The sequence below is a fragment of the Lentzea sp. HUAS TT2 genome (assembly GCF_051853195.1).
Lineage (GTDB): Bacteria > Actinomycetota > Actinomycetes > Mycobacteriales > Pseudonocardiaceae > Lentzea.
Window position 1 is genome coordinate 6,347,045 of record NZ_CP196667.1, and the last position, 23,878, is coordinate 6,370,922.

The 23,878-nt window shown below is 69.5% G+C and carries 25 protein-coding genes; 13 read left to right on the plus strand and 12 right to left on the minus strand.

What is annotated here, in order from left to right; translation table 11 throughout:
• Positions 1 to 27: 27 nt before the first annotated feature.
• Positions 28 to 558: a DUF4386 domain-containing protein gene (locus ACSHWB_RS30910; protein ID WP_439656798.1), complete on the plus strand. Its 531-nt coding sequence runs from the start codon at positions 28 to 30 to the stop codon at positions 556 to 558.
• Here ACSHWB_RS30910 and ACSHWB_RS30915 read toward each other — a convergent pair.
• The 7 genes from ACSHWB_RS30915 to ACSHWB_RS30945 all read right to left on the minus strand — a co-directional run bounded on the left by ACSHWB_RS30915 (position 530) and on the right by ACSHWB_RS30945 (position 6,946).
• The gene (locus ACSHWB_RS30915; protein WP_439656799.1) at positions 530 to 1,486 is read right to left on the minus strand and encodes a class I SAM-dependent methyltransferase; all 957 of its coding nucleotides are present in this window, start codon (positions 1,484 to 1,486) and stop codon (positions 530 to 532) included. The two genes, ACSHWB_RS30910 and ACSHWB_RS30915, sit on opposite strands and share 29 nt — an antisense overlap.
• A 105-nt stretch (positions 1,487 to 1,591) precedes the next feature.
• Positions 1,592 to 2,422 carry an SGNH/GDSL hydrolase family protein gene (locus ACSHWB_RS30920; protein ID WP_439656800.1) on the minus strand — a complete coding sequence of 277 codons (831 nt, stop codon included), beginning with the start codon at positions 2,420 to 2,422 and terminating at the stop codon, positions 1,592 to 1,594.
• A gap of 68 nt (positions 2,423 to 2,490) precedes the next feature.
• Positions 2,491 to 3,333 carry an SGNH/GDSL hydrolase family protein gene (locus ACSHWB_RS30925; RefSeq protein ID WP_439656801.1) on the minus strand — a complete coding sequence of 281 codons (843 nt, stop codon included), beginning with the start codon at positions 3,331 to 3,333 and terminating at the stop codon, positions 2,491 to 2,493.
• 63 nt (positions 3,334 to 3,396) lie between these two features.
• Positions 3,397 to 5,592 carry a heavy metal translocating P-type ATPase gene (locus tag ACSHWB_RS30930; RefSeq protein ID WP_439656802.1) on the minus strand — a complete coding sequence of 732 codons (2,196 nt, stop codon included), beginning with the start codon at positions 5,590 to 5,592 and terminating at the stop codon, positions 3,397 to 3,399.
• Positions 5,582 to 6,421 carry a hypothetical protein gene (locus tag ACSHWB_RS30935; RefSeq protein ID WP_439656803.1) on the minus strand — a complete coding sequence of 280 codons (840 nt, stop codon included), beginning with the start codon at positions 6,419 to 6,421 and terminating at the stop codon, positions 5,582 to 5,584. Before ACSHWB_RS30935 ends, ACSHWB_RS30930 begins: the two co-directional genes overlap by 11 nt.
• Positions 6,422 to 6,424: 3 nt before the next feature.
• Positions 6,425 to 6,646: a heavy-metal-associated domain-containing protein gene (locus tag ACSHWB_RS30940; protein WP_439656804.1), complete on the minus strand. Its 222-nt coding sequence runs from the start codon at positions 6,644 to 6,646 to the stop codon at positions 6,425 to 6,427.
• 18 nt (positions 6,647 to 6,664) lie between these two features.
• Positions 6,665 to 6,946, minus strand: coding sequence for a metal-sensitive transcriptional regulator (locus tag ACSHWB_RS30945; RefSeq protein WP_319980954.1), 282 nt, complete (start codon positions 6,944 to 6,946; stop codon positions 6,665 to 6,667).
• Positions 6,947 to 7,227: 281 nt separating this feature from the next.
• Between ACSHWB_RS30945 and ACSHWB_RS30950 the strand changes: the two genes are divergently transcribed.
• Positions 7,228 to 9,162 carry a potassium transporter Kup gene (locus ACSHWB_RS30950; protein WP_439656805.1) on the plus strand — a complete coding sequence of 645 codons (1,935 nt, stop codon included), beginning with the start codon at positions 7,228 to 7,230 and terminating at the stop codon, positions 9,160 to 9,162.
• A 210-nt stretch (positions 9,163 to 9,372) separates the two neighbouring features.
• Here the strand turns inward: ACSHWB_RS30950 and ACSHWB_RS30955 are convergent, their stop codons facing one another.
• Positions 9,373 to 11,154 carry an FAD-binding dehydrogenase gene (locus tag ACSHWB_RS30955; protein ID WP_439656806.1) on the minus strand — a complete coding sequence of 594 codons (1,782 nt, stop codon included), beginning with the start codon at positions 11,152 to 11,154 and terminating at the stop codon, positions 9,373 to 9,375.
• A 162-nt stretch (positions 11,155 to 11,316) separates the two neighbouring features.
• On the opposite strand from ACSHWB_RS30955, the gene ACSHWB_RS30960 reads away from it, so the two are divergent.
• Positions 11,317 to 12,447: a PucR family transcriptional regulator gene (locus tag ACSHWB_RS30960; RefSeq protein ID WP_439656807.1), complete on the plus strand. Its 1,131-nt coding sequence runs from the start codon at positions 11,317 to 11,319 to the stop codon at positions 12,445 to 12,447.
• 4 nt (positions 12,448 to 12,451) lie between these two features.
• Here the strand turns inward: ACSHWB_RS30960 and ACSHWB_RS30965 are convergent, their stop codons facing one another.
• The gene (locus tag ACSHWB_RS30965; RefSeq protein ID WP_439656808.1) at positions 12,452 to 12,865 is read right to left on the minus strand and encodes a ribonuclease domain-containing protein; all 414 of its coding nucleotides are present in this window, start codon (positions 12,863 to 12,865) and stop codon (positions 12,452 to 12,454) included.
• A gap of 224 nt (positions 12,866 to 13,089) precedes the next feature.
• On the opposite strand from ACSHWB_RS30965, the gene ACSHWB_RS30970 reads away from it, so the two are divergent.
• Positions 13,090 to 13,905, plus strand: coding sequence for a cellulose binding domain-containing protein (locus ACSHWB_RS30970; RefSeq protein ID WP_439656809.1), 816 nt, complete (start codon positions 13,090 to 13,092; stop codon positions 13,903 to 13,905).
• A 159-nt stretch (positions 13,906 to 14,064) separates the two neighbouring features.
• Here the strand turns inward: ACSHWB_RS30970 and ACSHWB_RS30975 are convergent, their stop codons facing one another.
• Positions 14,065 to 14,877 carry an alpha/beta fold hydrolase gene (locus ACSHWB_RS30975; protein ID WP_439656810.1) on the minus strand — a complete coding sequence of 271 codons (813 nt, stop codon included), beginning with the start codon at positions 14,875 to 14,877 and terminating at the stop codon, positions 14,065 to 14,067.
• 68 nt (positions 14,878 to 14,945) lie between these two features.
• A complete protein-coding gene (locus tag ACSHWB_RS30980) occupies positions 14,946 to 15,518 on the minus strand; it encodes a TetR/AcrR family transcriptional regulator (RefSeq protein ID WP_439656811.1) in 573 nt (190 codons plus the stop codon).
• A 109-nt stretch (positions 15,519 to 15,627) separates the two neighbouring features.
• Here ACSHWB_RS30980 and pcaH point away from each other — a divergent pair, with 109 nt between their 5' ends.
• The 9 genes from pcaH to ACSHWB_RS31025 all read left to right on the plus strand — a co-directional run bounded on the left by pcaH (position 15,628) and on the right by ACSHWB_RS31025 (position 22,740).
• Positions 15,628 to 16,365 (plus strand): protocatechuate 3,4-dioxygenase subunit beta, encoded by a 738-nt coding sequence (pcaH, locus tag ACSHWB_RS30985; protein WP_439656812.1) that lies wholly within the window; start codon positions 15,628 to 15,630, stop codon positions 16,363 to 16,365.
• Positions 16,358 to 16,852, plus strand: a complete 495-nt coding sequence (gene pcaG / locus ACSHWB_RS30990) for a protocatechuate 3,4-dioxygenase subunit alpha (RefSeq protein ID WP_439656813.1) — start codon at positions 16,358 to 16,360, stop codon at positions 16,850 to 16,852. The genes pcaH and pcaG overlap by 8 nt, the downstream gene beginning before the upstream one ends.
• Complete coding sequence (locus tag ACSHWB_RS30995; protein WP_439664698.1) at positions 16,852 to 17,961, plus strand: lyase family protein; 1,110 nt, start codon at positions 16,852 to 16,854, stop codon at positions 17,959 to 17,961. The genes pcaG and ACSHWB_RS30995 overlap by 1 nt, the downstream gene beginning before the upstream one ends.
• 114 nt (positions 17,962 to 18,075) lie before the next feature.
• Positions 18,076 to 18,831, plus strand: coding sequence for an alpha/beta fold hydrolase (locus ACSHWB_RS31000; RefSeq protein ID WP_439656814.1), 756 nt, complete (start codon positions 18,076 to 18,078; stop codon positions 18,829 to 18,831).
• Positions 18,828 to 19,169, plus strand: coding sequence for a 4-carboxymuconolactone decarboxylase (pcaC, locus tag ACSHWB_RS31005; protein ID WP_439664699.1), 342 nt, complete (start codon positions 18,828 to 18,830; stop codon positions 19,167 to 19,169). Before ACSHWB_RS31000 ends, pcaC begins: the two co-directional genes overlap by 4 nt.
• The gene (locus tag ACSHWB_RS31010) at positions 19,166 to 19,822 is read left to right on the plus strand and encodes a 3-oxoacid CoA-transferase subunit A (protein ID WP_439656815.1); all 657 of its coding nucleotides are present in this window, start codon (positions 19,166 to 19,168) and stop codon (positions 19,820 to 19,822) included. The genes pcaC and ACSHWB_RS31010 overlap by 4 nt, the downstream gene beginning before the upstream one ends.
• Positions 19,819 to 20,451, plus strand: coding sequence for a 3-oxoacid CoA-transferase subunit B (locus tag ACSHWB_RS31015; protein ID WP_439656816.1), 633 nt, complete (start codon positions 19,819 to 19,821; stop codon positions 20,449 to 20,451). Before ACSHWB_RS31010 ends, ACSHWB_RS31015 begins: the two co-directional genes overlap by 4 nt.
• Positions 20,448 to 21,617 (plus strand): 4-hydroxybenzoate 3-monooxygenase, encoded by a 1,170-nt coding sequence (locus ACSHWB_RS31020; protein WP_439656817.1) that lies wholly within the window; start codon positions 20,448 to 20,450, stop codon positions 21,615 to 21,617. Before ACSHWB_RS31015 ends, ACSHWB_RS31020 begins: the two co-directional genes overlap by 4 nt.
• A gap of 34 nt (positions 21,618 to 21,651) precedes the next feature.
• Positions 21,652 to 22,740 carry a winged helix DNA-binding domain-containing protein gene (locus tag ACSHWB_RS31025; RefSeq protein ID WP_439656818.1) on the plus strand — a complete coding sequence of 363 codons (1,089 nt, stop codon included), beginning with the start codon at positions 21,652 to 21,654 and terminating at the stop codon, positions 22,738 to 22,740.
• Here the strand turns inward: ACSHWB_RS31025 and ACSHWB_RS31030 are convergent.
• Positions 22,718 to 23,869, minus strand: a complete 1,152-nt coding sequence (locus ACSHWB_RS31030) for a molybdopterin molybdotransferase MoeA (RefSeq protein ID WP_439656819.1) — start codon at positions 23,867 to 23,869, stop codon at positions 22,718 to 22,720. The two genes, ACSHWB_RS31025 and ACSHWB_RS31030, sit on opposite strands and share 23 nt — an antisense overlap.
• Positions 23,870 to 23,878 lie beyond the last annotated feature (9 nt).

The following is a 23,878-nucleotide window of genomic DNA, read 5'->3' on the forward strand; positions in this document are numbered from 1 at the left end:
ACACCAGCGCCCGCCAGCCTCAGCGCCATGACAGCACGAGTTGTGGGTTGCCTGTTCATCACCGCCACGGCCGCGGGCGTGGTCAGCGCGGCCACCCAGGGCGCCACCAGAGGGGTGATGGTGTTCGTGATGGCCGTGGCCATCGCGTTCATCGCACCAGTGTTGTACCCCGTCCTCAGACCCCACGGCGAGGGCGCGGCGATGGGGTACGTCGTCGCGCGAACCCTCGAGGTCGTCTTCCTGATGTCGGCCGTGGCACCGATTGCGCACGTTCACATCGACGAGGTCTGGGGCCACGCCAGCGCGATCTACTTCTGCGTCGGCGTGGCGCTCCTGAACGTCCTGCTGCTGCGATCGGCGCTCGTGCCGAGGTGGATCTCGGTGTGGGCGCTGGTCGCCGTGGTGCCCTACCTGGCCGGTGCCGTGCTCGTGCTGCTCGGCGTGCTCTCGTCGCAGCAGGCCGGCGCGCTGTTCGTGCCGCTGGCGCTCAACGAGATGGTGCTGGCGGTCTGGTTGCTGGTGAAGGGGTTCAGCCCCGCCTCGTCCGCACGTGCGTGAGCAGCGCCAGCCCGGTCGGGTCGAGCACCGCGGACACGTCGCACCCCGGCAGCAGCGCGCGGACGGCCCGCTCGTCGCGTTCGGTCACCGACCAGTCCATCAGGAACTCGAGCGCGTGCTTCAACGGGTTGCCGGGCGTGCTGGTGGAGAAGTAGAACGTGCCGCCGGGACGGCAGAGCCTGGTCAGCACCGCCTCGGTCAGCCGCACGGCCGCGCGGTCGTTGAGGTAGTCGTAGAGGCCGTTGACCAGCACCAGGTCGTACGGGCCGAGCTCGGCGAGCTTCGGCAGCGCGCGGAACACGTTGCCGGAGATCGAGGTCGTGACGTCGTTGAGCGGACCGAGCCGCTGCTCGGCCAGCTCCAGCGCGTCGGGGTCGACGTCGGTGAGGACGAACCTGTCGCCGGGCCGCAGGATGCCGGGCGGGATGAGCCGCAGGTCAGGGGCGGCGCCGGCGGCGATCAGCAGAATCGAGCGGGGACCGTTGCGCTGGGCGGTCAGGCAGTCGCTGATCAGCCTGGCCTGATGCATCACCCGGTTGCGCTGCTGCTGGGTGACCGGCGAGTTCTGCAGGCTCGTCTCGACGTGCCAGCCGAGCGTGCCCTGCGGGGCCTCGTTCGTCTGCGCCATGACGTGCTCGACCAGCCGGAAGTCGCTGGGGTAGCCGCGCGCCCACTCGTTCTCGTCGCGCATGAAGGGTGAACGCGAACATGCCGACCGCGCGGGCTGGACGATCGCGGCGATGTCCTCCTCGGGGATCCCCGCGGCCACCCCGGCGCCGATCTGCGCGCCGAGCGTGCGCAACCGGCCTCCGACCAGCATGTGCGTCGACGGGTCGGTGAGGTTGAACTCCTTCTCACCGCGCAGGAAGCCGTCAACGGCGTCGCTGAGCCGGTGCAGGGCGTCAGTGGTGTGCGGGAGCACGGTCATCGAACACTTCCTCGGTGCGGCAACGGTTCGAGAGCTTGTCAGGCGCGGACGCTGATCAACAGAGTCTTTCGGGTAATACGGCGCTGAACCTGCTCTGGTTCGCGGTCACGGACCCGTGGCGGTGATCGCGTCGGCGATCGCCTGATGGCCCGCCGGCGTGGGGTGCACGTCGGTCTCGTCGCAGATGTAGGTGAGCGTGCACACCTCGGCGACCGACACCGGGATCTGGCCGTACCTCGGGTCCTCGGTCAGTTCGGTCAGCGCACCATAACCGCCGGTCGTGCTGGTGACGTCGATGAACTTCGCGTCGAACTTCGCGTACTCCGCGGCGATCTCGCCGTTGAAGTCCTCGTACAACGCGACCGACGTGCGGGCGAGGTCCTCGCCGTTCGGGAGCGAGGGGTTGACCCACGCGCCGAAGAAGACGTCCGGGTAGCCCAGGCCGACGATCCGCACGTCCGGCGCCGCCTCGCGGAACCTGGTGAGCGCGGTGGCGATGTTGGTCTTCGTGTCGGTGATCGCCGACGTCGCGCATTCGGCGGGGTCCTGGGCCACCGCGCACGGTTCCAGCAGGTCGTTGCTGCCGATCACCATCGTGACCAGCCCGACCTGGCCGGTGCGCAGGGTGTCGACGGTGACGTCGACCTGGGTCCTCCCGCCTGCCTCCGGTTCGCACGCCTGCGCGGCGAGGAGATCGGCGGAGGTGGCGCCGTTGCAGGCGACGCTGATCAGGTCGAGCCCGGACTGCCTGGCGACGATCTGGGCGAAGCTCTCGCCGGTGCCGTTCGGCCCGAGCCCGGTGGCGTAGGAGTCGCCGAGTGACACGTACAGCCGCGGTTCGGCCGGGACAGCGCTGGTCGGGGGAGATGTGGCGGCGGAACAGGAGGCCGCCAGCAGCGTCAGCGCGGAGGTCAGGACCAGCGAGAACCTCTGCACACCTGCTCCTCGCACCTCGGTGGACCGACGTGGCGAGCCTACCGAGGTGGCCTGTGAGACCTTCGTGATCAACGACCCGCGGCGGTGACGGCCTCCGCGATCACCTGATGACCCGCGGGCGTCGGGTGCACGTCGGTGCGGTCGCAGAAGTAGGTGAGCGTGCACACCTTGGCCACGGACGCGGGGATCTGGCCGTACTTCGGGTCCTGCGTGAGCTCGGTCAGCGCGCCGTAACCGCCGGTCGTGCTCGTGACGTCGGCGAACTTCGCGCCGAACCTGCCGTACTGGGCCGCGATCTTGGTGTTGAAGTCCTGGAACATCGTCACCGACAGCCGGGCGAGGTTCTTGCCGTTGGGGAACGAGGGGTTCACCCACGCGCCGAGGAACACGTCCGGGTAAGTCAGCCCGACGATCTTCACGTCCGGCGCGACCTCCCGCAGCTCGGTGAGCGTGCCGGCGACGTTGGTCTGGATGTCGGCGACGGTCCTGGTCGCGCACTCCAGGGCTTCCTGCGACAACGCGCACGGCGCCAGGTCGTTGCCGCCGATCACCACCGTGACCAGTGCGGCCTTCTTGCCGCGCAACGCCTCGACCGCGGCGTCGAGCTGGGTCCTGCCGCCGGCGTCCGGCCCGCACGCGGGCCTGGTCGCGAGATCGGCCGAGGTGGCGCCGTTGCAGGCCAGGTTGATCAGCTTCAGGCCGGACTGCTTCGCGACGATCTGCGCGAAGCTCTCCCCGGTGCCGTTCGGGCTGAAGCCCGTCGCGTAGGAGTCGCCGATCGACACGTAGACCTGCTCGGCCGGTGGCGGGGCGCTGCTGCTGGGCGCGGGCACCGGGGTGGACGCGGGCGGCGTCGAGGTGCACGCCGTCAGCGTCATGAGCAACGCCGCGACCAGGGCGAACCTCGGCACACCTGACTCCTGTCCTTCAGAGGCTGATGTGCCGAGGTTACGGAACCGCCCGTGTGGGTCCTGTCAGCGGAAGCTGCGCAACCGCAGGCTGTTGCTCACCACGAACACCGACGAGAACGCCATGGCCGCGCCCGCGATCATCGGGTTGAGCAGGCCGAGCGCCGCCAACGGCAGTGCCGCGATGTTGTACGCGAACGCCCAGAACAGGTTGCCCTTGATCGTTGTGAGCGTGCGCCTGGACAGCCTGATCGCGTCCACGGCTGCATTGAGGTCGCCGCGCACCAGGGTGAGGTCGCTGGCCTCGATCGCGACGTCCGTACCGGTGCCCATCGCCAGGCCCAGGTCGGCCTGGGCGAGCGCCGCCGCGTCGTTCACGCCGTCGCCGACCATCGCCACGACCCGGCCCTCGTCCTGCAGGCGCTTGACGACGTCGACCTTGTCGGCCGGCAGCACCTCCGCGATGACCTCGTCGATGCCGACCTCGGCCGCCACGGCCTCCGCCGCTGCCTGGTTGTCGCCGGTCAGCAGCACCGGGCGCAGTCCCAGTTCGCGGAGACCCGCGACGGCCTCCTTCGAGGTGGGCTTCACCGTGTCCGCGACGACCAGCACGCCACGCGCCTTGCCGTCCCACGCCACCAGCACCGCCGTGCGCCCCTGCCGTTCGGCCGCTTCCTTGGCCTCGGTGAGGTTCGCGTCGAGCTGGACGCTCCAGTCGCTGAGCAGGCGTTCCCGGCCGACCAGCACCGCGTGAGCGTTCACAACTCCCTGCACACCAAGGCCTTCGACGTTCTGGAAGTCCTCGACGGGCGGCACGTCACCCGCGGCCTGGGTGATGGCCCTCGCGATCGGGTGCTCGGACGCGTTCTCCAGCGCCCCGGCGAGCTTGAGGACCTCGTCCTCGTCCTCACCTTCGGCGGTGTGAACGCTCACCAGGCTCATCCGGCCTGTCGTCACGGTCCCGGTCTTGTCGAGCACCACGGTGTCGACGCGGCGGGTGGACTCCAGCACCTCCGGCCCCTTGATCAGGATGCCGAGCTGCGCACCCCGGCCGGTGCCGACGAGCAACGCGGTCGGCGTCGCCAGGCCCAGCGCACACGGGCAGGCGATGATCAGCACCGCCACCGCGGCCGTGAACGCCGCTCCCGCACCGCCGCCCGTGCCGAGCCAGAACCCCAGCGTGCCCACCGCGAGCGCGATCACGATCGGCACGAACACGGCGGAGATCCGGTCCGCGAGCCGCTGCACCTCGGCCTTGCCGTTCTGCGCCTGCTCGACCAGCCTCGCCATCTGCGCGAGCTGCGTGTCCGACCCGATCCGCGTCGCACGCACGACGAGCCGCCCACCCGCGTTGACCGTCGCCCCGGCCACCGCGTCACCGGCCCGCACCTCGACCGGCACCGACTCGCCGGTGAGCATGCTCGCGTCGACCGCGGAGCTGCCCTCCTCGATGACACCGTCGGTGGCGATCTTCTCGCCCGGCCGCACGACGAACCTGTCGCCGACCTGGAGCTCGCCGGTCGGGATGCGGACCTCGCGGCCGTCCCGCAGCACCGCGACGTCCTTGGCGCCGAGCTCGAGCAGCGCCGTCAACGCCGCTCCCGCCCGCCGCTTCGACCGCGCCTCGAAGTACCGGCCGGCCAGGATGAACGTCGTGACGCCCGCCGCGACCTCGAGGTAGATGTTGCCGGTCCCGGCCATCCGCTCGATGGTGAACGTGAACCCGTGCGTCATGCCGGGAGTGCCCGCCGTGCCCAGGAACAGCGCGTAGAGCGACCACAGGAACGCCGAGCCGACGCCGATCGAGATCAGCGTGTCCATCGTGGCGGCGCCGTGCTTGGCGTTCGTCCACGCCGCCTTGTGGAACGGCCACGCGGCGTACGTGACCACCGGGCCGGCCAGCGCCAGCGACAGCCACTGCCAGTAGGTGAACTGCAGTGCCGGGATCATCGCCAGTGCGATCACCGGTACGGACAGCACGGTCGAGGTGATCAGCCGTTGCCGCAGCGTTCTGGTCGGGTCGTCGATGGTCGGGTTCTCGGTTGGCGCGGAGGGGAGTTCGGCTGTGTAGCCGGTGTCCTCCACCACCTTCACCAGGTCGGCCGGGGTGAGGTCGCCCGCGTAGGTGACTCGGGCCTTCTCGGTGGCGTAGTTGACCGACGCCTCGACGCCGTCCAGCTTGTTGAGCTTGCGCTCGATTCGTGCGGCGCAGGAGGCGCAGGTCATGCCGCCGATCGAGATCTCGATGGTGTCAGTGGCCATGACCGCCCTCCTCGTGCGTTGTGAGCGTGAACTCCGCGGTGCGGACCACGTTGTTGTGCTGGAAGTCCAGGAACAGGCGGTACTTGCCGGCTGTGGGGACCTCTACGGCGAACTTCACCTGGTCGCCTTGTTCCGGGTGGACGTGCAGGTAGGCGAGGTCGGCTGCGCGCAGCGCCACCAGGTGGCCCTTGGCGCCCAGGTAGTTCTGCAGGTCTGTCACCGGTTTGCCGTCTTTGGTAATGGCGATGGTGACGGTTGATGCCGTGCCCGCGTTGAGTTCGCCGGTGAGGGACACCTCGTAGCCGTCCACGGTGAACGTGCTGCTGTTGATGTGGTTTCGGGGGCGGTAGTCGCCTGCGACCTGGACGTCGGCGCCCAGCGTGGTCTTCTCGCCGCCCTCTGGTCTGAAGTCGGCGAAGATCCGGTAGCTGCCGGCTTCCGGGAGGCTCAGCGGGACCGACCACGTGCCGTCCGGCGCCATTTCCGGGTGGACGTGCTGGAAGTTCGAGCCGTCGCGGCGGACGGCGATCAGGTGCAGGCGTTTTTCGTGTTCTACGGCGAACTTCGTGACCGGTCGGCCGTCCGGGCCCTCGATGTGGAAGGTCAGCGGGTTCATCTCGTCCAGGCGCAGGGTGTAGCCGTTGTCCGAGACGGACAGTCCTGGTGGGAGCTTGGACTGGGGTGAGTCGTGGCCGCCGCCGTGTGTTGCTTCTTCCGCGTGTGCCGGTGGTGGCTCGGGTGGTCCTGCCGCGGCTCCTGCTGCCCAGGTCGCGCCGAAGATCACGACCAGCGCGGTGGCGTAGAGGGCGACCTTGTGTCCGGTCTTCATCGGTCAGCCCGCCAGTTCGTAGCCGGCTTCGGTGACCGCGGCCCGCAGGTCGGTCAGCAGGACCGGGGTGGTGCTGGTGATCGTGACCTTGCCGGTGGGGAGGTCTACGGTCACGTTCTGCACGCCGTCGATCTTGGCGAGTTCCTCGGTCACGCTGGTGACGCAGTGGCCGCAGGTCATGCCCTTGACGGTGTGGACGGACTCGGTGTGGACGGACTCGCTCATGGGTCTTCTCCTCGCGGGTTAGGAGCGGACCAGGCGGGCGATGGCGTCACTGGCTTCCGCGATCTTCGCGTCTGCCGTGGTGCCGCCCTCGGTGATGGCCTGGCTCACGCAGTGCTTGAGGTGCTCGTCGAGCAGCCCCAGTGAGACCGCCTGCAACGCCCTGGTGGCCGCGGAGATCTGGGTGAGCACGTCGATGCAGTACTCATCGGTTTCGATCATCCGCTGCAAGCCGCGGACCTGGCCCTCGATACGGCGGAGGCGGCGCAGGTGGGAGGCCTTCGTGTTGGCGTAGCCGTGCATGTCTCGCTCCTTCTCCGGCCACCGCGCGGCCGGGTGGTCATCCCGGGGGAGCGGTGGGCTCTGCGGTCATTTATACCCTAGGGGGGTATGGGTATGTCAAAGGTTGGGGTGGCGGCTTGGAAGGGACCGCCGGTCTTGCCTGGTAGGACGGCTCGCCTTCGGCTGCGCGGGTGGTTGGGTGTTGACGCCGTCAGCAACGCGTAAAGATCACCCGGTGGCGCTCTGCGGCTGTCCGAGGGTGCGGTTATCTTGCGGGCAGCAGGCGGTCTAGGGGGTTGCTCGTGGCTGATCAGCAGGTTTCCGGCGTTGAGGCCCGGCAGAGGCTTGCGCACGACGGCGTTCGGCTGGCCGTGGTCGTGGGGGCACTCGGGGTCGTGTTCGGCGACATCGGTACCAGCCCGATCTACACGATCCAGACGGTGTTCAACCCCGCTGACCCGCATCCGGTGCCGGTCAGCGTGGACAACGTGTACGGCGTCGTGTCGTTGATCTTCTGGTCGGTCATGATCGTCGTGACCGTCACCTACGTGTTGCTGGCGATGCGCATCCACAACGATGGTGAGGGCGGCATCATGGCCCTCATCACCCTGTTGCGGCGGTGGAAGGCCAAGCAGGGGCGGAAGGCTGCGGCCACGTTGGCTGCGCTGGGGGTCTTCGGGGCCGCGTTGTTCTTCGGCGACAGCATGATCACGCCTGCCATCTCGGTGTTGTCCGCGGTGGAGGGGTTGAAGGTCGTCGAGCCGGAGTTGGAGCGGTTCGTCGTGCCGGTCACCGCCGTGATCATCGTTGGGCTGTTCCTGGTGCAGCGGCGGGGGAGCCGGGTGGTCGGGCGGTTCTTCGGGCCCGTGATGATCCTGTGGTTCGCTGTCATCGGGGTGGCTGGGATCGTGGGGATCGCCGGCCATCCGGAGATTCTCAAGGCGTTGTCGCCCACGTACGCGTTCGGGTTCTTGGTCGGGAACTTCGGCATCGCGTTCTTCGCGCTGGCCGCGGTGGTGCTGGCGGTCACCGGGGCCGAGGCGCTGTACGCGGACATGGGGCACTTCGGGCGGCCCGCGATCGCTCGCGGGTGGTTGTTCCTCGTGTTTCCGGCCTGCGTGCTCAGCTACATGGGGCAAGGGGCGTTGATTCTGGACGACCCGGCCAACGTCAGCGGGCCGTTCTTCCTGCTGGTGCCGGAGTGGGCGCGGTGGCCGATGGTCGTGCTGGCGACGGCGGCGACCGTGATCGCTTCGCAGGCGGTGATCACCGGTGCTTACTCGGTGGCGTCGCAGGCTGCTCAGCTCGGGTATCTGCCTCGGTTGCGGATCGCGCACACGTCCGAGTCGACCATCGGGCAGATCTACGTGCCGTGGATCAACTGGATGTTGATGATCTCGGTGTTGACGCTCGTGTTCGCGTTTCAGACGTCGGCGGCGCTGGCGTTCGCGTTCGGCATGGCCGTGACCGGGACGATCACCATCACCACGACGTTGTTCTTGTTCATCGCCCGGTTGAAGTTCGGGGCGCCGGCCTGGGCGATCGGGGTCGGTTGCGTCCTGTTGCTGGGTGTGGATCTGTTGTTCCTCGCAGCCAACATGACGAAGTTGCTGCATGGCGCGTGGTTGCCGTTGTTGATCGGGCTCACCGCGTTCACCGTCATGACCACCTGGCAGCGTGGGCGGGCGATCGTCACCAAGGCTCGGCGGGATGCTGAGGGGTCGTTGCAGGCGTTCATCGAGGAACTGCACTCGCAGCGGCCGACTCGGGTGCCCGGGTGTGCGGTGTTCCTGAATCGGGGTAAGGAGACCGCGCCGCTGGCCATGCGGGCGAACGTCGAGCACAACCACGTGCTGCACGAGCGTGTGGTGATCGTGTCCATCGAGACCGAACCTGTGCCGCGTGTGCCGCTGGAGCGGCGGGTCACGGTGGACGAGCTCGGGTATGCCGATGACGGGATCGTCCATGTGAGCGCGCGCTTCGGGTATATGGAGACGCCGGACGTGCCTGCTGCGCTGGCGTTGCTGGATCCTGCGCAGACCGAGGGTGCGCTGGATCTCGGACAGGCGCGGTACTTCCTGTCGAAGATCGAGCTGCAGCGCGGGCCGAAGCGGACCATGGCCGGGTGGCGCAAGCGGCTGTTCGTGGCCACGTCGTACATCACGGCGGATGCGGCCGAGCACTTCGGATTGCCCCGGGAGCGAACAGTGATCATGGGCGCGCACATCGATGTCTAGGTGGGGTCATGGCGGACCCCTACCTGAACCTCGAACCGACGTCCGAGGCCGTGACCGGGCGATTCCTGGTTGGCGCGCAACGGTTCCGTGGCAGCACGTCCAGCGCATGCGTGGTCTGGGGGAGCTGTGGGAGGACGACCACCTGGTGCTGGACGTGGTGCGGGGTCTGCGGTCAACAGGGGAGACCGCAGACCCCGTGATCGTGGGCCGCTAGGCGCTTTCCGCCGCCGCGGCTCGTCCGGCCGAGCGTCCGGAGAACAGGCAGCCGCCGAGGAACGTGCCCTCCAGCGCGCGGTAGCCGTGCACGCCGCCGCCGCCGAAACCGGCCACCTCGCCCGCCGCGTACAGGCCGGAGATCGGCTGGCCGTTCGAGCCGAGGACCCTGCCCTGCAGGTCGGTCTGCAGGCCGCCCAGCGTCTTGCGGGTCAGGATGTTCATCCTGATCGCGATCAGCGGGCCGGAGCCGGGGTCGAGCAGCTTGTGCAGGCTCGCGGTGCGGGCGAGGCTGTCGCCGCTGTACGCCAGGGAGTTGCGGATCCCCATCACCTGGACGTCCTTGGTGAAGGGGTTGTCGACCTGCTGGTCGCGGATGGTGATCTGGCGGCGCAGGTCGTCGAGGTTGATCAGGTTCTGCCCGGTGAGAGCGTTCATCCCGGCCACCAGGTCCGGCAGGTTGTTCTTGATGACGAAGTCGACGCCCTTGTCCATGAACGCCTTCACCGGCGGCGGCGTGCTGTTGAAGATCCGCATCGCGATGTACGCGGCGAGGTCCTTGCGGGTGATCTCCGGGTTCTGCTCGGAACCGGAGAGCACGAACTCCTTGTCGATGATCTTCTTGTTGAGCACGAACCACGAGTAGTCGTAGCCGGACTTGCCGATCAGCTCCAGCGTGCCGAGCGTGTCCAGCGACGGGATGCCGGGGTTGGGGAAGCGCTTGCCGCGCGCGTCCAGCCACAGCGACGACGGTGCCGCCAGCACGCGGATGCCGTGGCCCGGCCAGATCGGCGTGTGGTTGATCATGCCCTCGGTGTAGTGCCACATGCGGTCGCGGTTGACGATCCGGCCGCCGGCCAGCTCGGTGATCGCCAGCATCCGGCCGTCGACGTGCGCGGGGACGCCGGTGATCAGCCGCTGCGGGGCCGGGCCGAGGCGGGCGGGCCAGTTGCGGCGCACCAGGTCGTGGTTCGCGCCGATGCCGCCCGAGGTGACGACGACCATCGGCGCGTACAGCTCGAAGTCGCCGACCTTGGTGCGGGAGCTGGGGGTGCCGCGTGCCGCGCTGCTCGGTTCGAGGACCGTGCCGCGCACGCCCGTCACGGCGCCGTTGGAGGTGATCAGCCCGTCGACCTGGTGGCGGAACTTGAAGGTGACCTTGCCGTCGCGGACGGCGTCGCGCACCTTCTTCTCGAACGGCTCCATCACGCCGGGGCCGGTGCCCAGCGTCATGTGGAAGCGCGGCACCGAGTTGCCGGGGCCGTCGGCGAGCTGGCCACCGCGTTCGGCCCAGCCGACGATCGGCACCCAGCGCACGCCGAGGCCGTAGAGCCAGTCGCGCTTCTCGCCGGCGGCGAAGTTCAGGTAGGCCTCCGCCCACTTCGCTGCCCAGTAGTCCTCGCCCAGGGGATTGCTGACACCGCGGTCGAACCCGGCGGTGTTGAACCAGTCGGTGCGGGCCAGCTCCAGCGAGTCCTTGATGCCGGCGGTGCGCTGCTCCTGCGAGTTCACGAAGAAGAGGCCGCCGAGCGACCAGAACGCCTGTCCACCCAGGCTGGCCTCGGGTTCCTGGTCCAGCAGCAGGACTTTGCGGCCCGCGGCGGCCAGCTCGGAGGTCGCGACGAGACCGGCCAGGCCGTGCCCGATGACGATCACGTCCGCGTCGACTCGCGGCGCCGCTCCGGCGACCGCCTGCCCCAGGGTCCCGCTCGCGGCGATCGCACCGATCGCGCCGCTCGCGGCGAGCAGGTTGCGGCGGCTGATGTTCCGGTCTGACATCCCAGGGCCTTCCTCGTTGAAGGGTGGTGCCAACGCGAATTACTCTCGCGTAAAGCAACTAACCAGTAACCGGAGAGCGGGGGATAGGGGCCCGCAACCAAACGGCGACGGCTGTGTTGTGGCCGTCACACAACGTGGTGTTTGGGGAGCGAAGTGCCGGGTATGTCCGCGATGGTCCGCCGGGTGCTCGAAGCCGTCGCCGCCGACGACAAGGTGGTCGAACGGGTCGTCGACGCCGCCCGCGGCAACTCGCCGGAGGTCGCCAGGCTGCCCGCGGAGGAGAACCGACGGCACATCGCGTTCCTGCTGTCCGAAGGGATCGCGCACCTCGAACGCGGCGGGACGCCCGACGACGGCGACTTCTCCGCCGCGTTGGCGCTGGGCGCCGATCGCGCGGCTCAGGGCGTGTCGATGGCGGGGCTGCTGCGCGGGGTGCACGCCGGGCGGACCGAGTTGATCAGGGCGAGCGTCGAGCTCGCGCGGTCGCTGGGGGTCGCCGACGGCACGATCCTGGACTTCATGATCGACCTGGACCACTACGTCGGCGCGGTCGAGCGGCACATCATCAGCGGCTATCACACCGCCGAGCTGCAGCTGTCCCGCACGGCCCGCGACCTCAACGCCCAGGTGCTGCGGCGATTGCTGGTGTCCGGTGAGTTCCCGGACCCCGCCGAGCTCGCTCGCACCGGCCTGCGGCCCGACGGTCGTTATCACTGCGTGGTCTCCGGGGTGACCGATCCGAGCCACGCGCGGACGCTGGAACAACGGCTGCACACGTTCGGAGGCGTGTACGGGCTGGTCGAGGGACGGCTCGCGGGGCTCACACACGTGCCGCCGTCGTGGTCGGACGATCTGCTCGTCGTGTCACCGGCGACGGCGCTGAAGTCGTTGCGGGGCACGTACTCCCTGTGCACGCAGGCGCTGGCGGCAGCGGGGGACTCCCTGGGAGTGCGGCTGCTGACCGATCTCGCTGGTGAGACCGCTCTCGCGGCGTTCCCCGGGCTCGCGGACACGCTCGCCGACTCGCTGCTCGGCCAGCTCGACCCGAAGAGCACGTTCCACCACGAGATGGTGGTGACAGCGTTGTGCTACCTGGACAACGGCGGCCGGCTCAGCGCGACGGCGTCCGCGTTGCACATCCACGCGAACACCGTGCGGTACCGGCTCGACCGGCTGGTGGAGCTGACTCTCGCCGATCTCGGGGAGAACCCGGATGCGGGACGCTCACATGTGCTGACGACGCTGCACACCTGGTGGGCGCTGCGGTCGTGGATCGACCGCAGCGCCAGGTGAGGCTTTAGAGACGGTAGAAGTTCGCGTAGTGGTCCGGCGAGAAGTAGACCGTCCCGGCGGTGCGGTCGACGATGATCCGGTACGCGTCCCGGGACGCGCCGCAGGCACGCGGGTAGACGTCGAACTCCAGGTAGCTGTGGCCCGCGGGCAGCTGGCCCTCGCGGTTCTGGTGCACGCCACCGGCGTAGTTGCACTGGCTGCCTGACCAGTTGCTGACCCACCCGCGCGTGCTCGGGTAGCCCTTCGACTGCCACGTCGAGTTGGCGGAGCGGGCCGCGGAACAGCGCGACTGCGTGCAGGAGTTGTAGACCGCGGCGTCGGCGGCAGGAGCCACGGCCGTGGTCACGCCGAGCACGGACGCGACGATGGCAAGAGCGGCGAACAGACGACGCGTCCGGTGTTGTTGCAGGGTTTGCACTTCAGACCTCCATCGGCAGGGAAACGAGGGAACGTCCTGATCCTGACTGTTGATCACCACGAGCCGATGAACGGCAGGGAACCATCCGCTCAACTGTGGCCGCTCCACGCTCGCACACTCCGCGTCGTCCCGCGAGGCTCGGACCGCTGACGACTCTGAACGCCGGAGTTGATCAACTCCGAACAGTCGATTGCGCACGCTGCCACCGGCGATAAGTTTGTCCAATGGCAGCACGGAAGCACATCTTGGTGCTGTTGACCTTGCTCGTGGCCGCGTGCACGGCCCCGCAGGACGGCAGGCCGTTCCCCGCACCACGCGTCTCCTCTCCCTCCACAGGGGAGAACGAGCCGTCCACAAAGGTGCGTGCCGTTGTGGACGGCCGCACCGTCGAGCTGGCCAACGGCACGCGCGCCCGCGTCTCGCGGCTGGCGGAACCTCCGGCGTGCGCCGCCGCGGCCGCCCTCGACTTCGCCACGAAGACGTTGCTGGACAAGGAGGTCCGGGTCAGCAGCATCACCCCGGGCGAGGTGTCGCTGATGCTGCCGGACGGCACCGACTTCGCGATGCTGGCCGTGCAGTACGGCTTCCTGCGCACCGCGGGTGTGGACGGTGGCCCGCTGGTCGAGGCGGAGACCAAGGCGTCGAAGGCGAAACTCGGTCTGTGGGCGCAGGAGTGTCCCGCGTCGAACGCCCCGCCGCCGTCCTCGACCGCGTCGTCACCGCCGTGCATCGTGGTCTACCGGATCACGAGCCAGTGGGCAGGCGCGTTCCAGGCCGAGGTGACCATCCGCAACGTCAGCGGCGCGCTCGTGGAGGGCTGGACGGTGCGCTGGCGGTTCGCCGACGACGAGACCGTGGCGCAGCTGTGGAACGGCACGGTGTCGCAGGCCGGCGCCGATGTGAGCGTGACCAACGCGGGGTACAACGCGCTGATCGTCACGGACGGGTCGGTGTCGTTCGGTTTCAACGGCTCCTCGACCGGTCCCAGTTCGGCGCCGGCCTCGTTCAGCGTCAACGGGGCGGCCTGCACGACGGGCTAGTGGTGTGGCTCGGAACGTTGCCGGGGGAATGCGCGGTCAGACGGGTGCATCGTGGTACCGCCCCCACGTCCTCGTACTGGTTGTACGGGGGCGTGGGGGCGGTGCCACGAGGTGCCCTGCTGAGCGTGGATTACCTCGCCAACGTTCCGAGACGTACCACTAGTTCTGCTGCCACCAGGAGGTGACGATGCGGGCGTACTCGTCCGCGTTCTCCTCCCACACGAAGTGCCCGGCGTCCACGACGTCCAACCGGCTGTTCGGCAACCGCTCGTGCAGGTGCTCCGCGTTGGAGACCGGCACCACCGCGTCGTTCTTGCCGTTGATCAGCTGGACGGGCGTCGTGATGCCGGGCAGGAGCCGGTCCAGCTCCAGCAGTTCGGCCGGGTACGCGCGCACGTACGCCATCTGCTCGACGAACCGCTGACCCTGGTACCCGGCGAGGTAGTCCTGCCGCACCACGTCCGGCAGCTCGTAGCCCTGGATGGCGTCCATGGCAACGTTCACAACGTCCTTGGGTCCCAGTGCCCGGTACGGCGAGAGGTCCTCGTCGTGCACCCACTCGTGCAGCGGGGTGCCCAGGTCCGTCGGTGACACCGCGCCGCCGCTGCCGATCACGATGCTGCGGAACCTCTCCGGCGCCTTGGCGGCGGCGAACAGTGCCGCGCTGGTGCCGATGTCGGGGCCGACGACGTGGGGCCGCTCGAGCTCGAACGCGTCGGCGATGCGCACGACGAACTCGCCCATCCTGCTGGGGGACAGCAGGTCCTCGCGCAGGTCGGAGTGCCCGAAGCCGGGCAGGTCGACCGCGATCAGGCTCGCGACCTGGGCGAGTCTCGCCCAGGTCGGGTCGAAGGCGTAAACGCTCTCCGGCCACGGGGCGAGCAGCAGTGCGGCGGGCCGGTTGTTAGCGCTCACCGCGTAACGGATGGACAGGCCGTCGATGGTGCGGAACCTCGGTTGGATGTCGCTCATGAACTCAATATGACCGGTCGTCTTGAGTGCGTCAAGGGATAAGACGGTCGGTCACATTGAGCGGTGTCTCAGTGCAGGACGACCTCGAAGGCGACCGTGAAGAACGCGGCGAACGACGACCCGTCCTTGGCCGCCCGTTCGCCGACGATGGCGCCTTCCCAGGAGTTGAGCAGGAACCGGGCGAGGGTCTCGGGGCTCTGGGTGGCCGTCACGTCGCCGGCGTCCTGCGCCTCGCGGATCACGGCGGCGATCGCGTTTCCCCAGAGGTCGAAGGCGGTCCTGAGGCCGTCGCGGATCGCGGGGATGTGGTCGGCGGCCTCGGTGCTGAAGTTGCCGTAGACGCAGCCGCGTTCGTAGCCGAAGTCCACGATGTCCTGGGCGAGTGCCTCGAAGTGGGTGCGCAGCCGGGTCAGGGGTGCGGTCTTCGGTGTGCGGAGCTTGTCCAGGTGGCGCGTCTCGCCGTAGCGGTCCATCACGACGAGCGCGAGCGCTTCCTTGCTCTCGAAGTGGTTGTAGAACGAGCCCTTCGGCACGCCGGCGCTGTCGGTGATCAGCTTGACGCCGCAGGCGTTGTAGCCGTGCTTGTGGAACTGCTCGAACGCGGCGTCGACGATCTGCTCTCGCACACTTGCCCTGGGCATACCACCAATATGAGCGGTCGTCTCGGAGGCGTCAAGTTCGGATGAGGCTTTCCGTTCAGTGGAAGGCTCCGGTCGACTACGGGGCGGTGTTTGCCTAGCGTTCGATCACGTGACGACCAGCCAGCACGAGATCAGCGACGAGATCGCGAAGATCCAGGCCGACTCACCGAGGGGTGCGCCGTTGCTGGACTTCGCGCCGTACCGCAGCACGATGTTGCGCCATCCCACGAAGGAACCGCGGCACGTCGATCCGGAGGGCGCCGAGCTGCTCGCGCCCGTCTTCGGTCACTCGGACGTCGACGCCGTCGAGGCCGACCTGACCGTGCAGCGCGGTGGCGAGCCGATCGGCGAGCGCATCCGGGTGCACGGCCGCGTGCTCGACGGCGACGGACGCCCGGTGCGCCGCCAGCTCGTCGAGATCTGGCAGGCCAACGCCGCCGGCCGCTACTCGCACCAGGGCGACCAGCATCCGGCGCCGCTGGACCCGAACTTCACCGGTGTCGGCCGCTGCCTGACCGACGACGACGGTTGGTACACGTTCACATCGATCAAGCCGGGCCCCTATCCGTGGCGCAACCACCACAACGCCTGGCGGCCGGCGCACATCCACTTCTCGTTGTTCGGCACGGACTTCACCCAGCGGCTGATCACGCAGATGTACTTCCCCGGCGACCAGCTGCTGGCGCTGGACCCCATCGCGCAGTCGATCACCGACCCCGCCGCCCTCTCCCGGCTGATCGCGTCGTACGACCACGCGCAGTCCGAGCACGAGTGGTTACTGGGCTACCGCTGGGACATCGTGCTGACCGGCAGCCACGCCACCTACCTGGAGCCGTCCGATGACTGAGGCGACGCCCGGCCAGACGGTCGGCCCGTTCTTCCACCACGCGCTGGCGTTCCCCGGCGACTCCGAGCTGGTGCCGTTCAGCGCGGCCGGATCCGTGGTGCTGCACGGTTACGTCTACGACGGCGCGGGCGAGCCGGTGCCGGACGCGATGATCGAGATCCGCCAGTCGGACGCCGCCGGCGTCGTGCCGCGGATCGGCGGGTCGCTGCGGCGGCGCGGTGCCGCGTTCACGGGCTGGGGCCGGTCCTGCACCGACCGCGCCGGACACTACTGGTTCAGCACCGTCGAGCCGGGCCTGCCGTTCTTCGCGGTGACGGTGTTCGCCCGCGGGCTGCTCGACCGGTTGTTCACGCGCATCTACCTGCCGGACGCCGTGGACGCCGTGGACGGGCTGGTCTCCGAGCGGGAGGCGGACGGCCGGCTGCGGTTCGACATCCATCTGCAGGGGCCGTCCGAGACGGTGTTCTTCAAGTTCCCGAGGACGTGATGGTGCTGCCGGGTGCTCATCGCGCCGCCGGTCTCGTCGACGACGACGCGCTGGTGCGGGCGATGCTGGAGGTCGAGGTGGCCTGGGCGCGCGTGCTCGGGACCTCGCTCTCGCTCGGCGACTGGGTGCCCGCACTGGACCCGGTCGAGGTCGAGGCCGCCGGCAATCCGGTGCTGCCGCTGGTGAATGCCTTGCGCTCGAGGGTCTCCTCGCCTGTCCACACCGGACTGACCAGTCAGGACGTGCTCGACTCCGCTTTCATGCTGCTGGCACGTGGTGCCCTGCAAAGGGTTTCGGCGGATCTCGGGCGGGTGGCCGGAGCGCTGGCCCGGCTCGCTGACGAGCACCGGTCCAGCGTGATGGCGGGGCGGACGCTGACTCAGTACGCCGTGCCGATCACGTTCGGGCTCAAGGCCGCGCGGTGGTTGGGCGGTGTGCTCGACTCGTTGGACGAGCTGGAGGTCGTGGCCCGGGGTCTACCGGTGCAGTGCGGGGGTGCGGCGGGGACCTTGTCGCGCGTTGCGGATCCTGTTGCGTCGGCTTCGGCTTTCGCCGGGCATCTGGGGCTGGTGTGGCCGGGGATGCCTTGGCACACCTATCGCGCGCCGGTGACGCGGCTTGGTGATGCGGTGGTGCGGTCGTGCGACGCGCTCGGGGTGATGGCGGCGGACCTGCTGACGTTGGGGCGGCCGGAGATCGGTGAGGTCCGCGAGGGGTTCGTGGCGGGGCGGGGCGGGTCGTCGACCATGCCGCAGAAGCGGAACCCGGTGCTGTCGGTGCTGGTGAACAGCGCGGCGCTGCGGGCTCCCGGGCTGGGGGCGCAGCTGCACCTGTGTGCGGCGCGGGCGGTGGACGAGCGGCCGGACGGGGCGTGGCACGCGGAGTGGCCGGCGTTGCGGGGGTTGCTGGAGCTGGCGGTGGTGGCGGCTTCGCAGGCCGCGGAGTTGGTGGAGGGGCTGGAGGTGCGTGCCGACGTGATGGCGCGGCGGGCGGCCGAGGCTGCCGACGAGTTGCTGGCGGAGCGGGGCGGCGGGACGGACCCGGGCTCCTACCTCGGGGCGGCGGAGGCGTTCGTGGACGAGGCGGTGAAGAGGTGGGCGGCGCGATGAGCGTGGAGCGTTCCGGCTTGGCGGCGCCGAGTTCGCGGAATCGATTCCGACTCGACCCCCTGCAGGGGGCGCGAAGGTCCCCACTCCAATCATCTCAAAGGGGTCTGACAGAAAATGGCGGTTGAGCTGAGCCTGACGCGGCTCGCGGGGTCCGAGGACTCCGGGCAGTTGTTGGTGGTCGGGCCATCCCTGGGCACGTCGGTGAGCCTGCTGTGGCGGAACTGCGCGAAGGCCCTCGGCGACGAGTTCGAGGTGATCGGCTGGGATCTGCCAGGGCACGGCAACGGCAGGCCCGCCACCGAGCCCTTCTCGGTCCCGGACATCGCCGACGAGCTGACCGAACGCGCTGCGGCACTCGTCAACGGACGGCCGAGCGCGTATGCCGGGGTGTCGTTCGGCGGGGCTGTCGGGTTCGAGCTCGCGGCCAGGGACGCGGGGCCGTTCGAGGCCGTCGTGTGCATCGGGGCGGCGCGGCGGATCGGCGTGCCGGAGATGTGGCGCGAGCGTGCGGAGCTGGTGCGGCGGGCCGGGACGCCGGTGATGGTCGAGGGGTCGGCTCAGCGGTGGTTCGCGCCGGGGTTCGTCGCGCGGGCGCCGGAGGTCGCCGGTGGGCTGCTCAGGGCGTTGGCGGAGGTCGGCAAGGAGTCGTACGCGCTGGCGTGTGAGGCGTTGGCGGTGTTCGAGGCCGGTGCGGCTGTCCGGCCGGTGCGGGTTCTGGTGGGGGAGCACGACGTCGTCGTCTCGGCGGACGGCGCGGACGTGGTGCTGGCTGGGTGTGGTCATCTGCCGCCCGCGGAGGATCCGGTGGCGGTGGCGCGGACGTTGATCGAGGTGCTTGAGGAGATGCGGTGTCCTACGACGACGGCATGAAGGTTCGGCGTGAGGTGCTCGGGGACGCGCATGTGGACAGGGCGGCGCCGGACGAGTTCACGCAGGACTTCCAGGAGTTCATCACCCGGTACGCGTGGGGTGAGATCTGGACGCGGCCTGGGCTGGACCGGCGGATGCGCAGCGCGATCACGCTCACTGCGTTGATCGCCCAGGGGCACTGGGACGAGCTGAAGTTGCACGTGGCGGCGGCGGTGCGCAACGGGCTGAGCGCGGACGAGATCGGCGAGGTGATCCTGCAGAGCGCGATCTACTGCGGGGTGCCCGCGGCCAACCACGCGTTCTCGGTGGCTCGCTCGGTCCTGAAGGAGGGCGTGTGAACGTGCACAACTCGGCGCTGGAGGCCGTCGCGGACACGCCGGACGGGGCGACGGTGCTGATCGGCGGGTTCGGGCCTGCGGGGGAGCCGGTGGAGTTGATCGAGGCGTTGCTGGACAGCGGCGCCAAGGGGCTCACGGTGGTGAGCAACAACGCCGGGTCCGGGGAGAACGGGATCGCGGCGCTGATCCGGGAGGAGCGGGTGGCGAAGATCGTGTGCTCGTATCCGCGGCAGGTCGACTCGCGGCACTTCGACGAGGCGTACCGGGCGGGCCGGGTGGAGCTCGACCTGGTGCCGCAGGGAAATCTCGCCGAACGGATCAGGGCCGGCGGGGCCGGCATCGGAGGGTTCTTCACGCCCACCGGGTACGGCACGATGCTGGCCGAGGGCAAGGAGACCCGCGTGATCGACGGCAAGGGGTACGTGCTGGAGCACCCGATCAAGGGGGATCTCGCACTGGTGAAGGCTCACCTGGCCGACGAGCACGGCAACCTCGTCTACCGCAAGACCGGGCGGAACTTCGGGCCGATCATGGCGGCCGCCGCGACGACGACGGTCGTGCAGGTCGAGGAGTTCGGTGCGATCGACCCCGAACACGTGGTGACGCCGGGCATCTACGTCAATCGGATCGTCCACATCGGACGTGCGGCATGATCGACCGGCAGACCCTGGCGAAGCTGGTGGCGGCCGACATCCCGGCCGGGGCGTTCGTGAACCTCGGCATCGGGCAGCCCACCGAGGTCGCGGACCACCTGGCGCCGGGCAGCGGCGTCGTGCTGCACACCGAGAACGGCATGCTCGGGATGGGGCCGCAGGCGCACGGCGACGACGTCGACCTCGACCTGATCAACGCGGGCAAGATCCCGGTCACCGAACTGCCGGGGGCCTCGTACTTCCACCACGCCGACTCGTTCGCGATGATGCGCGGCGGCCATCTCGACGTGTGCGTGCTCGGCGCGTACCAGGTGTCGGCGCGGGGCGATCTCGCGAACTGGCACAGCGGGTCGCCGGACGCGATCCCGGCGGTCGGTGGCGCCATGGACCTCGCGGTGGGCGCGAAGCAGGTGTTCGTGATGATGAACCTGCTGACCCGCGACGGGAAACCCAAGCTGCTCAACGACTGCACGTACCCGCTGACCGGACTGCGGTGCGTCAGCCGCGTCTACACCGACCTCGCGACGTTCCTCATCACCGGTGACGGTGTGGTCGTCCGCGATCTGCACGGCATCTCGTTCCCCGATCTCCAGGCACTGCTCGACGTCCCGTTGAAGGAGCTGTCATGACGCGCACCCAGGTCGGCATCGTCGGTGCCGGACCGGCCGGGCTGATGCTCTCGCATCTGTTGTCCCTCAACGGGATCGACAGCGTTGTTGTCGATAACAGGACACGCCTGGAGATCGAGAACACGGTCCGCGCGGGCATCCTGGAGGCCGACAGCGCGCGGTTGCTGGTCGACACCGGGGTGTCGGACCGGGTGGAACGCGACGGACATCCGCACGAGGGCATCGACCTGCGGTTCGGCGGGGAGAGCCACCGCATCGACTTCCGCGCGCTGGTCGGCGAGTCGGTCTGGCTCTACCCGCAGACCGACGTGTTCGTGGACCTGGCGAACGCACGGGAACGCGACGGCGGCGACGTGCGGTTCGGCGTGAGCGACACGTCGGTCGACACCACCGGGCCCGCGATCCGGTTCGTGGACAGCGACGGCGTGCGGCAGGAGGTGCGCTGCGACCTGCTCGTCGGGGCGGACGGCTCCCGGTCGATCTGCCGCGCCGAGGTGCCGGAGGCGTTGCGCAGGCACAGTTCCCGCGAGTACCCGTTCGCCTGGTTCGGCATCATCACCGAGGCGCCGCGCAGTGCCCCCGAGCTGGTCTACGCGCACTCGCCGCGCGGGTTCGCGCTGATCAGCCAGCGCACCGAGACGCATCAGCGGATGTACTTCCAGTGCGACCCCGAAGCCGATCCTGCGGACTGGTCGACCGAGCAGATCTGGGAGGAGCTGCAGGCGCGGGTCGCCGGACCGGACGGGTTCACGCTCAACGAGGGACCGATCACCGAGAAGACGGTGCTGCGGTTCCGGTCGTTCGTCGCGGAACCCATGCGCCACGGCAAGCTCCTGCTCGCCGGCGACGCCGCCCACACCGTGCCGCCGACCGGCGCCAAGGGCCTGAACCTCGCGCTGGCCGATGTGCGCGTGCTCAGCGAGCTGATCGAGCGCGCGTTGCTCAAGAACGACCTGGACGCGCTGGACGAGTACGGGCCGCGCGCGCTGAACAGGGTGTGGAAGGCGCAGCACTTCTCGTACTGGATGACCACGATGCTGCACAGCCTGCCCGGCGCGACGGACTTCGACGTGAGCCGCCAGCTCGGTGAGCTGCGCTCGGTCGTCGGGTCGGAGGCGGGATCGAGGTTCCTGGCCGAGGGCTACACCGGTCGCTGGCCCGCTTGAGCGAGGCTGGAGCGCGGTCGGCGAGACTGGCCCGATGGACATCGCGGCGCTGCGCCTCGGCAACATCGGGCGGCTCCAGTCGGCGGAGGACGTCGTTGCATCACTCGGTGCCATGCAGGGCCAGGACTACGGCCAGTCGCTGTGGGCGATCGGCCTGCGCACGGCTCAGGGCCGGATCGCCGACGTCGAGGAGGCGCTGCAGACCGGACGCGTCGTCCGCACGTGGCTGATGCGCGGCACGATCCACTACGTCCTGGCCGAGGACGTCCGGTGGATGCTGGGCCTCTTCGGCGCCCGCGACCTCGCCAGGCTGACACCCAAGGCGTGGCAGTACCACCACATGACGCCCGAGCTGATGTCGTTGGCGCGCAAGACGTTCGTGGAGGCGCTCACCGGCGGCGGGTGCCTCACCCGGCGCGAGATGATCGACCTGATGGCGGGCGTCGGCATCCCGGACGACCGGCAGCAGAGCTACTTCACGTTCATCCACCTCGCCCAGGAAGGCCTGGTCGTGCCGGGACCGCCGCGCGGCAAGGAGCAGACCTTCGTGCTGCTGGACGAATGGGCGCCGAAGCAGCGCTCACTCGAAGGCGACGAGGCGATGGCCGTGCTGGCGGCGCGCTTCTTCGGCAGCCACGGCCCGGCGACGCTGGCGGACTTCGCGAACTGGTGCGGCATCGGCGTGCGCGAGGCCTCCCGCGGCCTGGAGGCGGTGAAGGACTCGTTGGTGCGCGAGGAGTTCGACGGCAAGGAGTACTGGCTGCCGCCGGACCTCACGCCGGGCTCGGGCGCGTTCGTGCTGCCCGCCTACGACGAACTGGTGATCGGCTACAAGGACCGCAGCGCGTTCTTCACCCGCTACGACGAGATCCCGATCTCCACCTACAACGGCATGTTCTACGCGACGATCATCGAGGACGGCCAGATCGCCGGCCTGTGGCGGCGGGTCATGAAGAAGACCTCGGTGGACGTGGAACTCCGGCCGCTGCCGGGCTTCGACGTCGACCGGCTCGCCGGGCACACCGCGCGGTTCGGCGACTTCCTCGGGCTGCCGGTGCGCACGGTCGTGAAGGACCCGCCCGAGACGGGGTCGTCGAAGGTCAGCTGGCGCTCTCGCAAGTGAGCACCTCCACCTCGCCCTCGTGGCCGGGCGGGACGACCGCCAGCGCGTCGGCGAGCGCCGCACCCCACAGCGAACCAGGCCGGTCGTGGCCTACAGGGATCGCCTCGCCGCCGGACCTGGTGACCGGGATCAGCCGCGTGTCGTGGGGGTGAGCGTTCACATCGCTCAGCCGGACGGTGATCGGCGGCCGGACGGCGTGGCCGCCCAGGGCGTCGAGCAGCGGGTGGAGCAGGGTCAGCACTGCGGCGAAGGCGGCGAACGGGTTACCGGGCAGGCCTACGACGCAGCGGCCGTCGGGCAGGACGGCCAGCAGCATCGGGTGGCCTGGGCGGCAGGCGACGCCGCTCACCAGGATCTCGGCGTCCAGTTCGGTCAGGACGCGGCGCAGGTGGTCGGCCGGGCCCACCGAGGTGGCACCGCAGGTGACCAGCACGTCGGCCTGGGTGAAGGCGAGGGCGTCGGTCAGGGCGGCCGGGTCGTCGCGCAGGTGGGTGGTGCCGGTCAGGTCGGCTCTGGTGAGCAGGCCGGGGAGCATCGGGCCGATGGCGTCGCGGACCTTGCCTGGTGTGGGTGGCCCGGTGTGGAGGAGTTCGTCGCCGGTGACGATCACGGCGACCTCGGGGCGGCGGTGGGCCAGGAGGGTGTCGTGGCCCGCTCCTGCGGCCAGGCCCAGGACGGCGGGGGTGATGAGGGTGCCGGCGGGGACCAGTTCGTCGCCCGCTGCCCAGTCTTCGCCTTGGCGGCGGATGTGTCTGCCCAGGAGCGGGGGCTCGTGGCGGTTCTCCCTGAGTTGTGTGCCGTTGACAGAGCAGCGCTCGACCGGCAGCACCGATTCGGACCCGCCCGGTACCGGCGCCCCCGTGGCCACCCCGAACGCCTCACCGGACCGCAACACCACCGAAGGCACCGGTTCTCCCGCTGCCACCCGGCCCACGACGGTCCACGGGCCGGAGCCCGCCACCGCGTAGCCGTCCATGGCCGAGGTGTCGCAGGCCGGCTGGCTGGTGAGGGCGCGCACGGCTGAGGCCAGCGCGAGGCCCAGGGCGTCGGGCAGGGCGAGCTCTGCCGCGTCCAGTGGCTTCGCGGCCTCGCGCGCTGTCCGGCGGGCGAGCGTCCAGGGCATGTTCATCAGTGCTCC

Excerpts from the sequence above, each read along its gene's own strand:
- ACSHWB_RS30910 (WP_439656798.1), top strand. The coding sequence starts at position 28 with ATGACAGCACGAGTTGTGGGTTGCCTGTTCATCACCGCCACGGCCGCG.
- ACSHWB_RS30915 (WP_439656799.1), bottom strand. The coding sequence starts at position 1,486 with ATGACCGTGCTCCCGCACACCACTGACGCCCTGCACCGGCTCAGCGAC.
- ACSHWB_RS30930 (WP_439656802.1), bottom strand. The coding sequence starts at position 5,592 with ATGGCCACTGACACCATCGAGATCTCGATCGGCGGCATGACCTGCGCC.
- ACSHWB_RS30935 (WP_439656803.1), bottom strand. The coding sequence starts at position 6,421 with ATGAAGACCGGACACAAGGTCGCCCTCTACGCCACCGCGCTGGTCGTG.
- ACSHWB_RS30940 (WP_439656804.1), bottom strand. The coding sequence starts at position 6,646 with ATGAGCGAGTCCGTCCACACCGAGTCCGTCCACACCGTCAAGGGCATG.
- ACSHWB_RS30945 (WP_319980954.1), bottom strand. The coding sequence starts at position 6,946 with ATGCACGGCTACGCCAACACGAAGGCCTCCCACCTGCGCCGCCTCCGC.
- ACSHWB_RS30955 (WP_439656806.1), bottom strand. The coding sequence starts at position 11,154 with ATGTCAGACCGGAACATCAGCCGCCGCAACCTGCTCGCCGCGAGCGGC.
- ACSHWB_RS30960 (WP_439656807.1), top strand. The coding sequence starts at position 11,317 with ATGTCCGCGATGGTCCGCCGGGTGCTCGAAGCCGTCGCCGCCGACGAC.
- ACSHWB_RS30970 (WP_439656809.1), top strand. The coding sequence starts at position 13,090 with ATGGCAGCACGGAAGCACATCTTGGTGCTGTTGACCTTGCTCGTGGCC.
- ACSHWB_RS30975 (WP_439656810.1), bottom strand. The coding sequence starts at position 14,877 with ATGAGCGACATCCAACCGAGGTTCCGCACCATCGACGGCCTGTCCATC.
- ACSHWB_RS30980 (WP_439656811.1), bottom strand. The coding sequence starts at position 15,518 with ATGCCCAGGGCAAGTGTGCGAGAGCAGATCGTCGACGCCGCGTTCGAG.
- pcaG (WP_439656813.1), top strand. The coding sequence starts at position 16,358 with ATGACTGAGGCGACGCCCGGCCAGACGGTCGGCCCGTTCTTCCACCAC.
- ACSHWB_RS30995 (WP_439664698.1), top strand. The coding sequence starts at position 16,852 with ATGGTGCTGCCGGGTGCTCATCGCGCCGCCGGTCTCGTCGACGACGAC.
- ACSHWB_RS31000 (WP_439656814.1), top strand. The coding sequence starts at position 18,076 with ATGGCGGTTGAGCTGAGCCTGACGCGGCTCGCGGGGTCCGAGGACTCC.
- pcaC (WP_439664699.1), top strand. The coding sequence starts at position 18,828 with ATGAAGGTTCGGCGTGAGGTGCTCGGGGACGCGCATGTGGACAGGGCG.
- ACSHWB_RS31015 (WP_439656816.1), top strand. The coding sequence starts at position 19,819 with ATGATCGACCGGCAGACCCTGGCGAAGCTGGTGGCGGCCGACATCCCG.
- ACSHWB_RS31020 (WP_439656817.1), top strand. The coding sequence starts at position 20,448 with ATGACGCGCACCCAGGTCGGCATCGTCGGTGCCGGACCGGCCGGGCTG.
- ACSHWB_RS31025 (WP_439656818.1), top strand. The coding sequence starts at position 21,652 with ATGGACATCGCGGCGCTGCGCCTCGGCAACATCGGGCGGCTCCAGTCG.
- ACSHWB_RS31030 (WP_439656819.1), bottom strand. The coding sequence starts at position 23,869 with ATGAACATGCCCTGGACGCTCGCCCGCCGGACAGCGCGCGAGGCCGCG.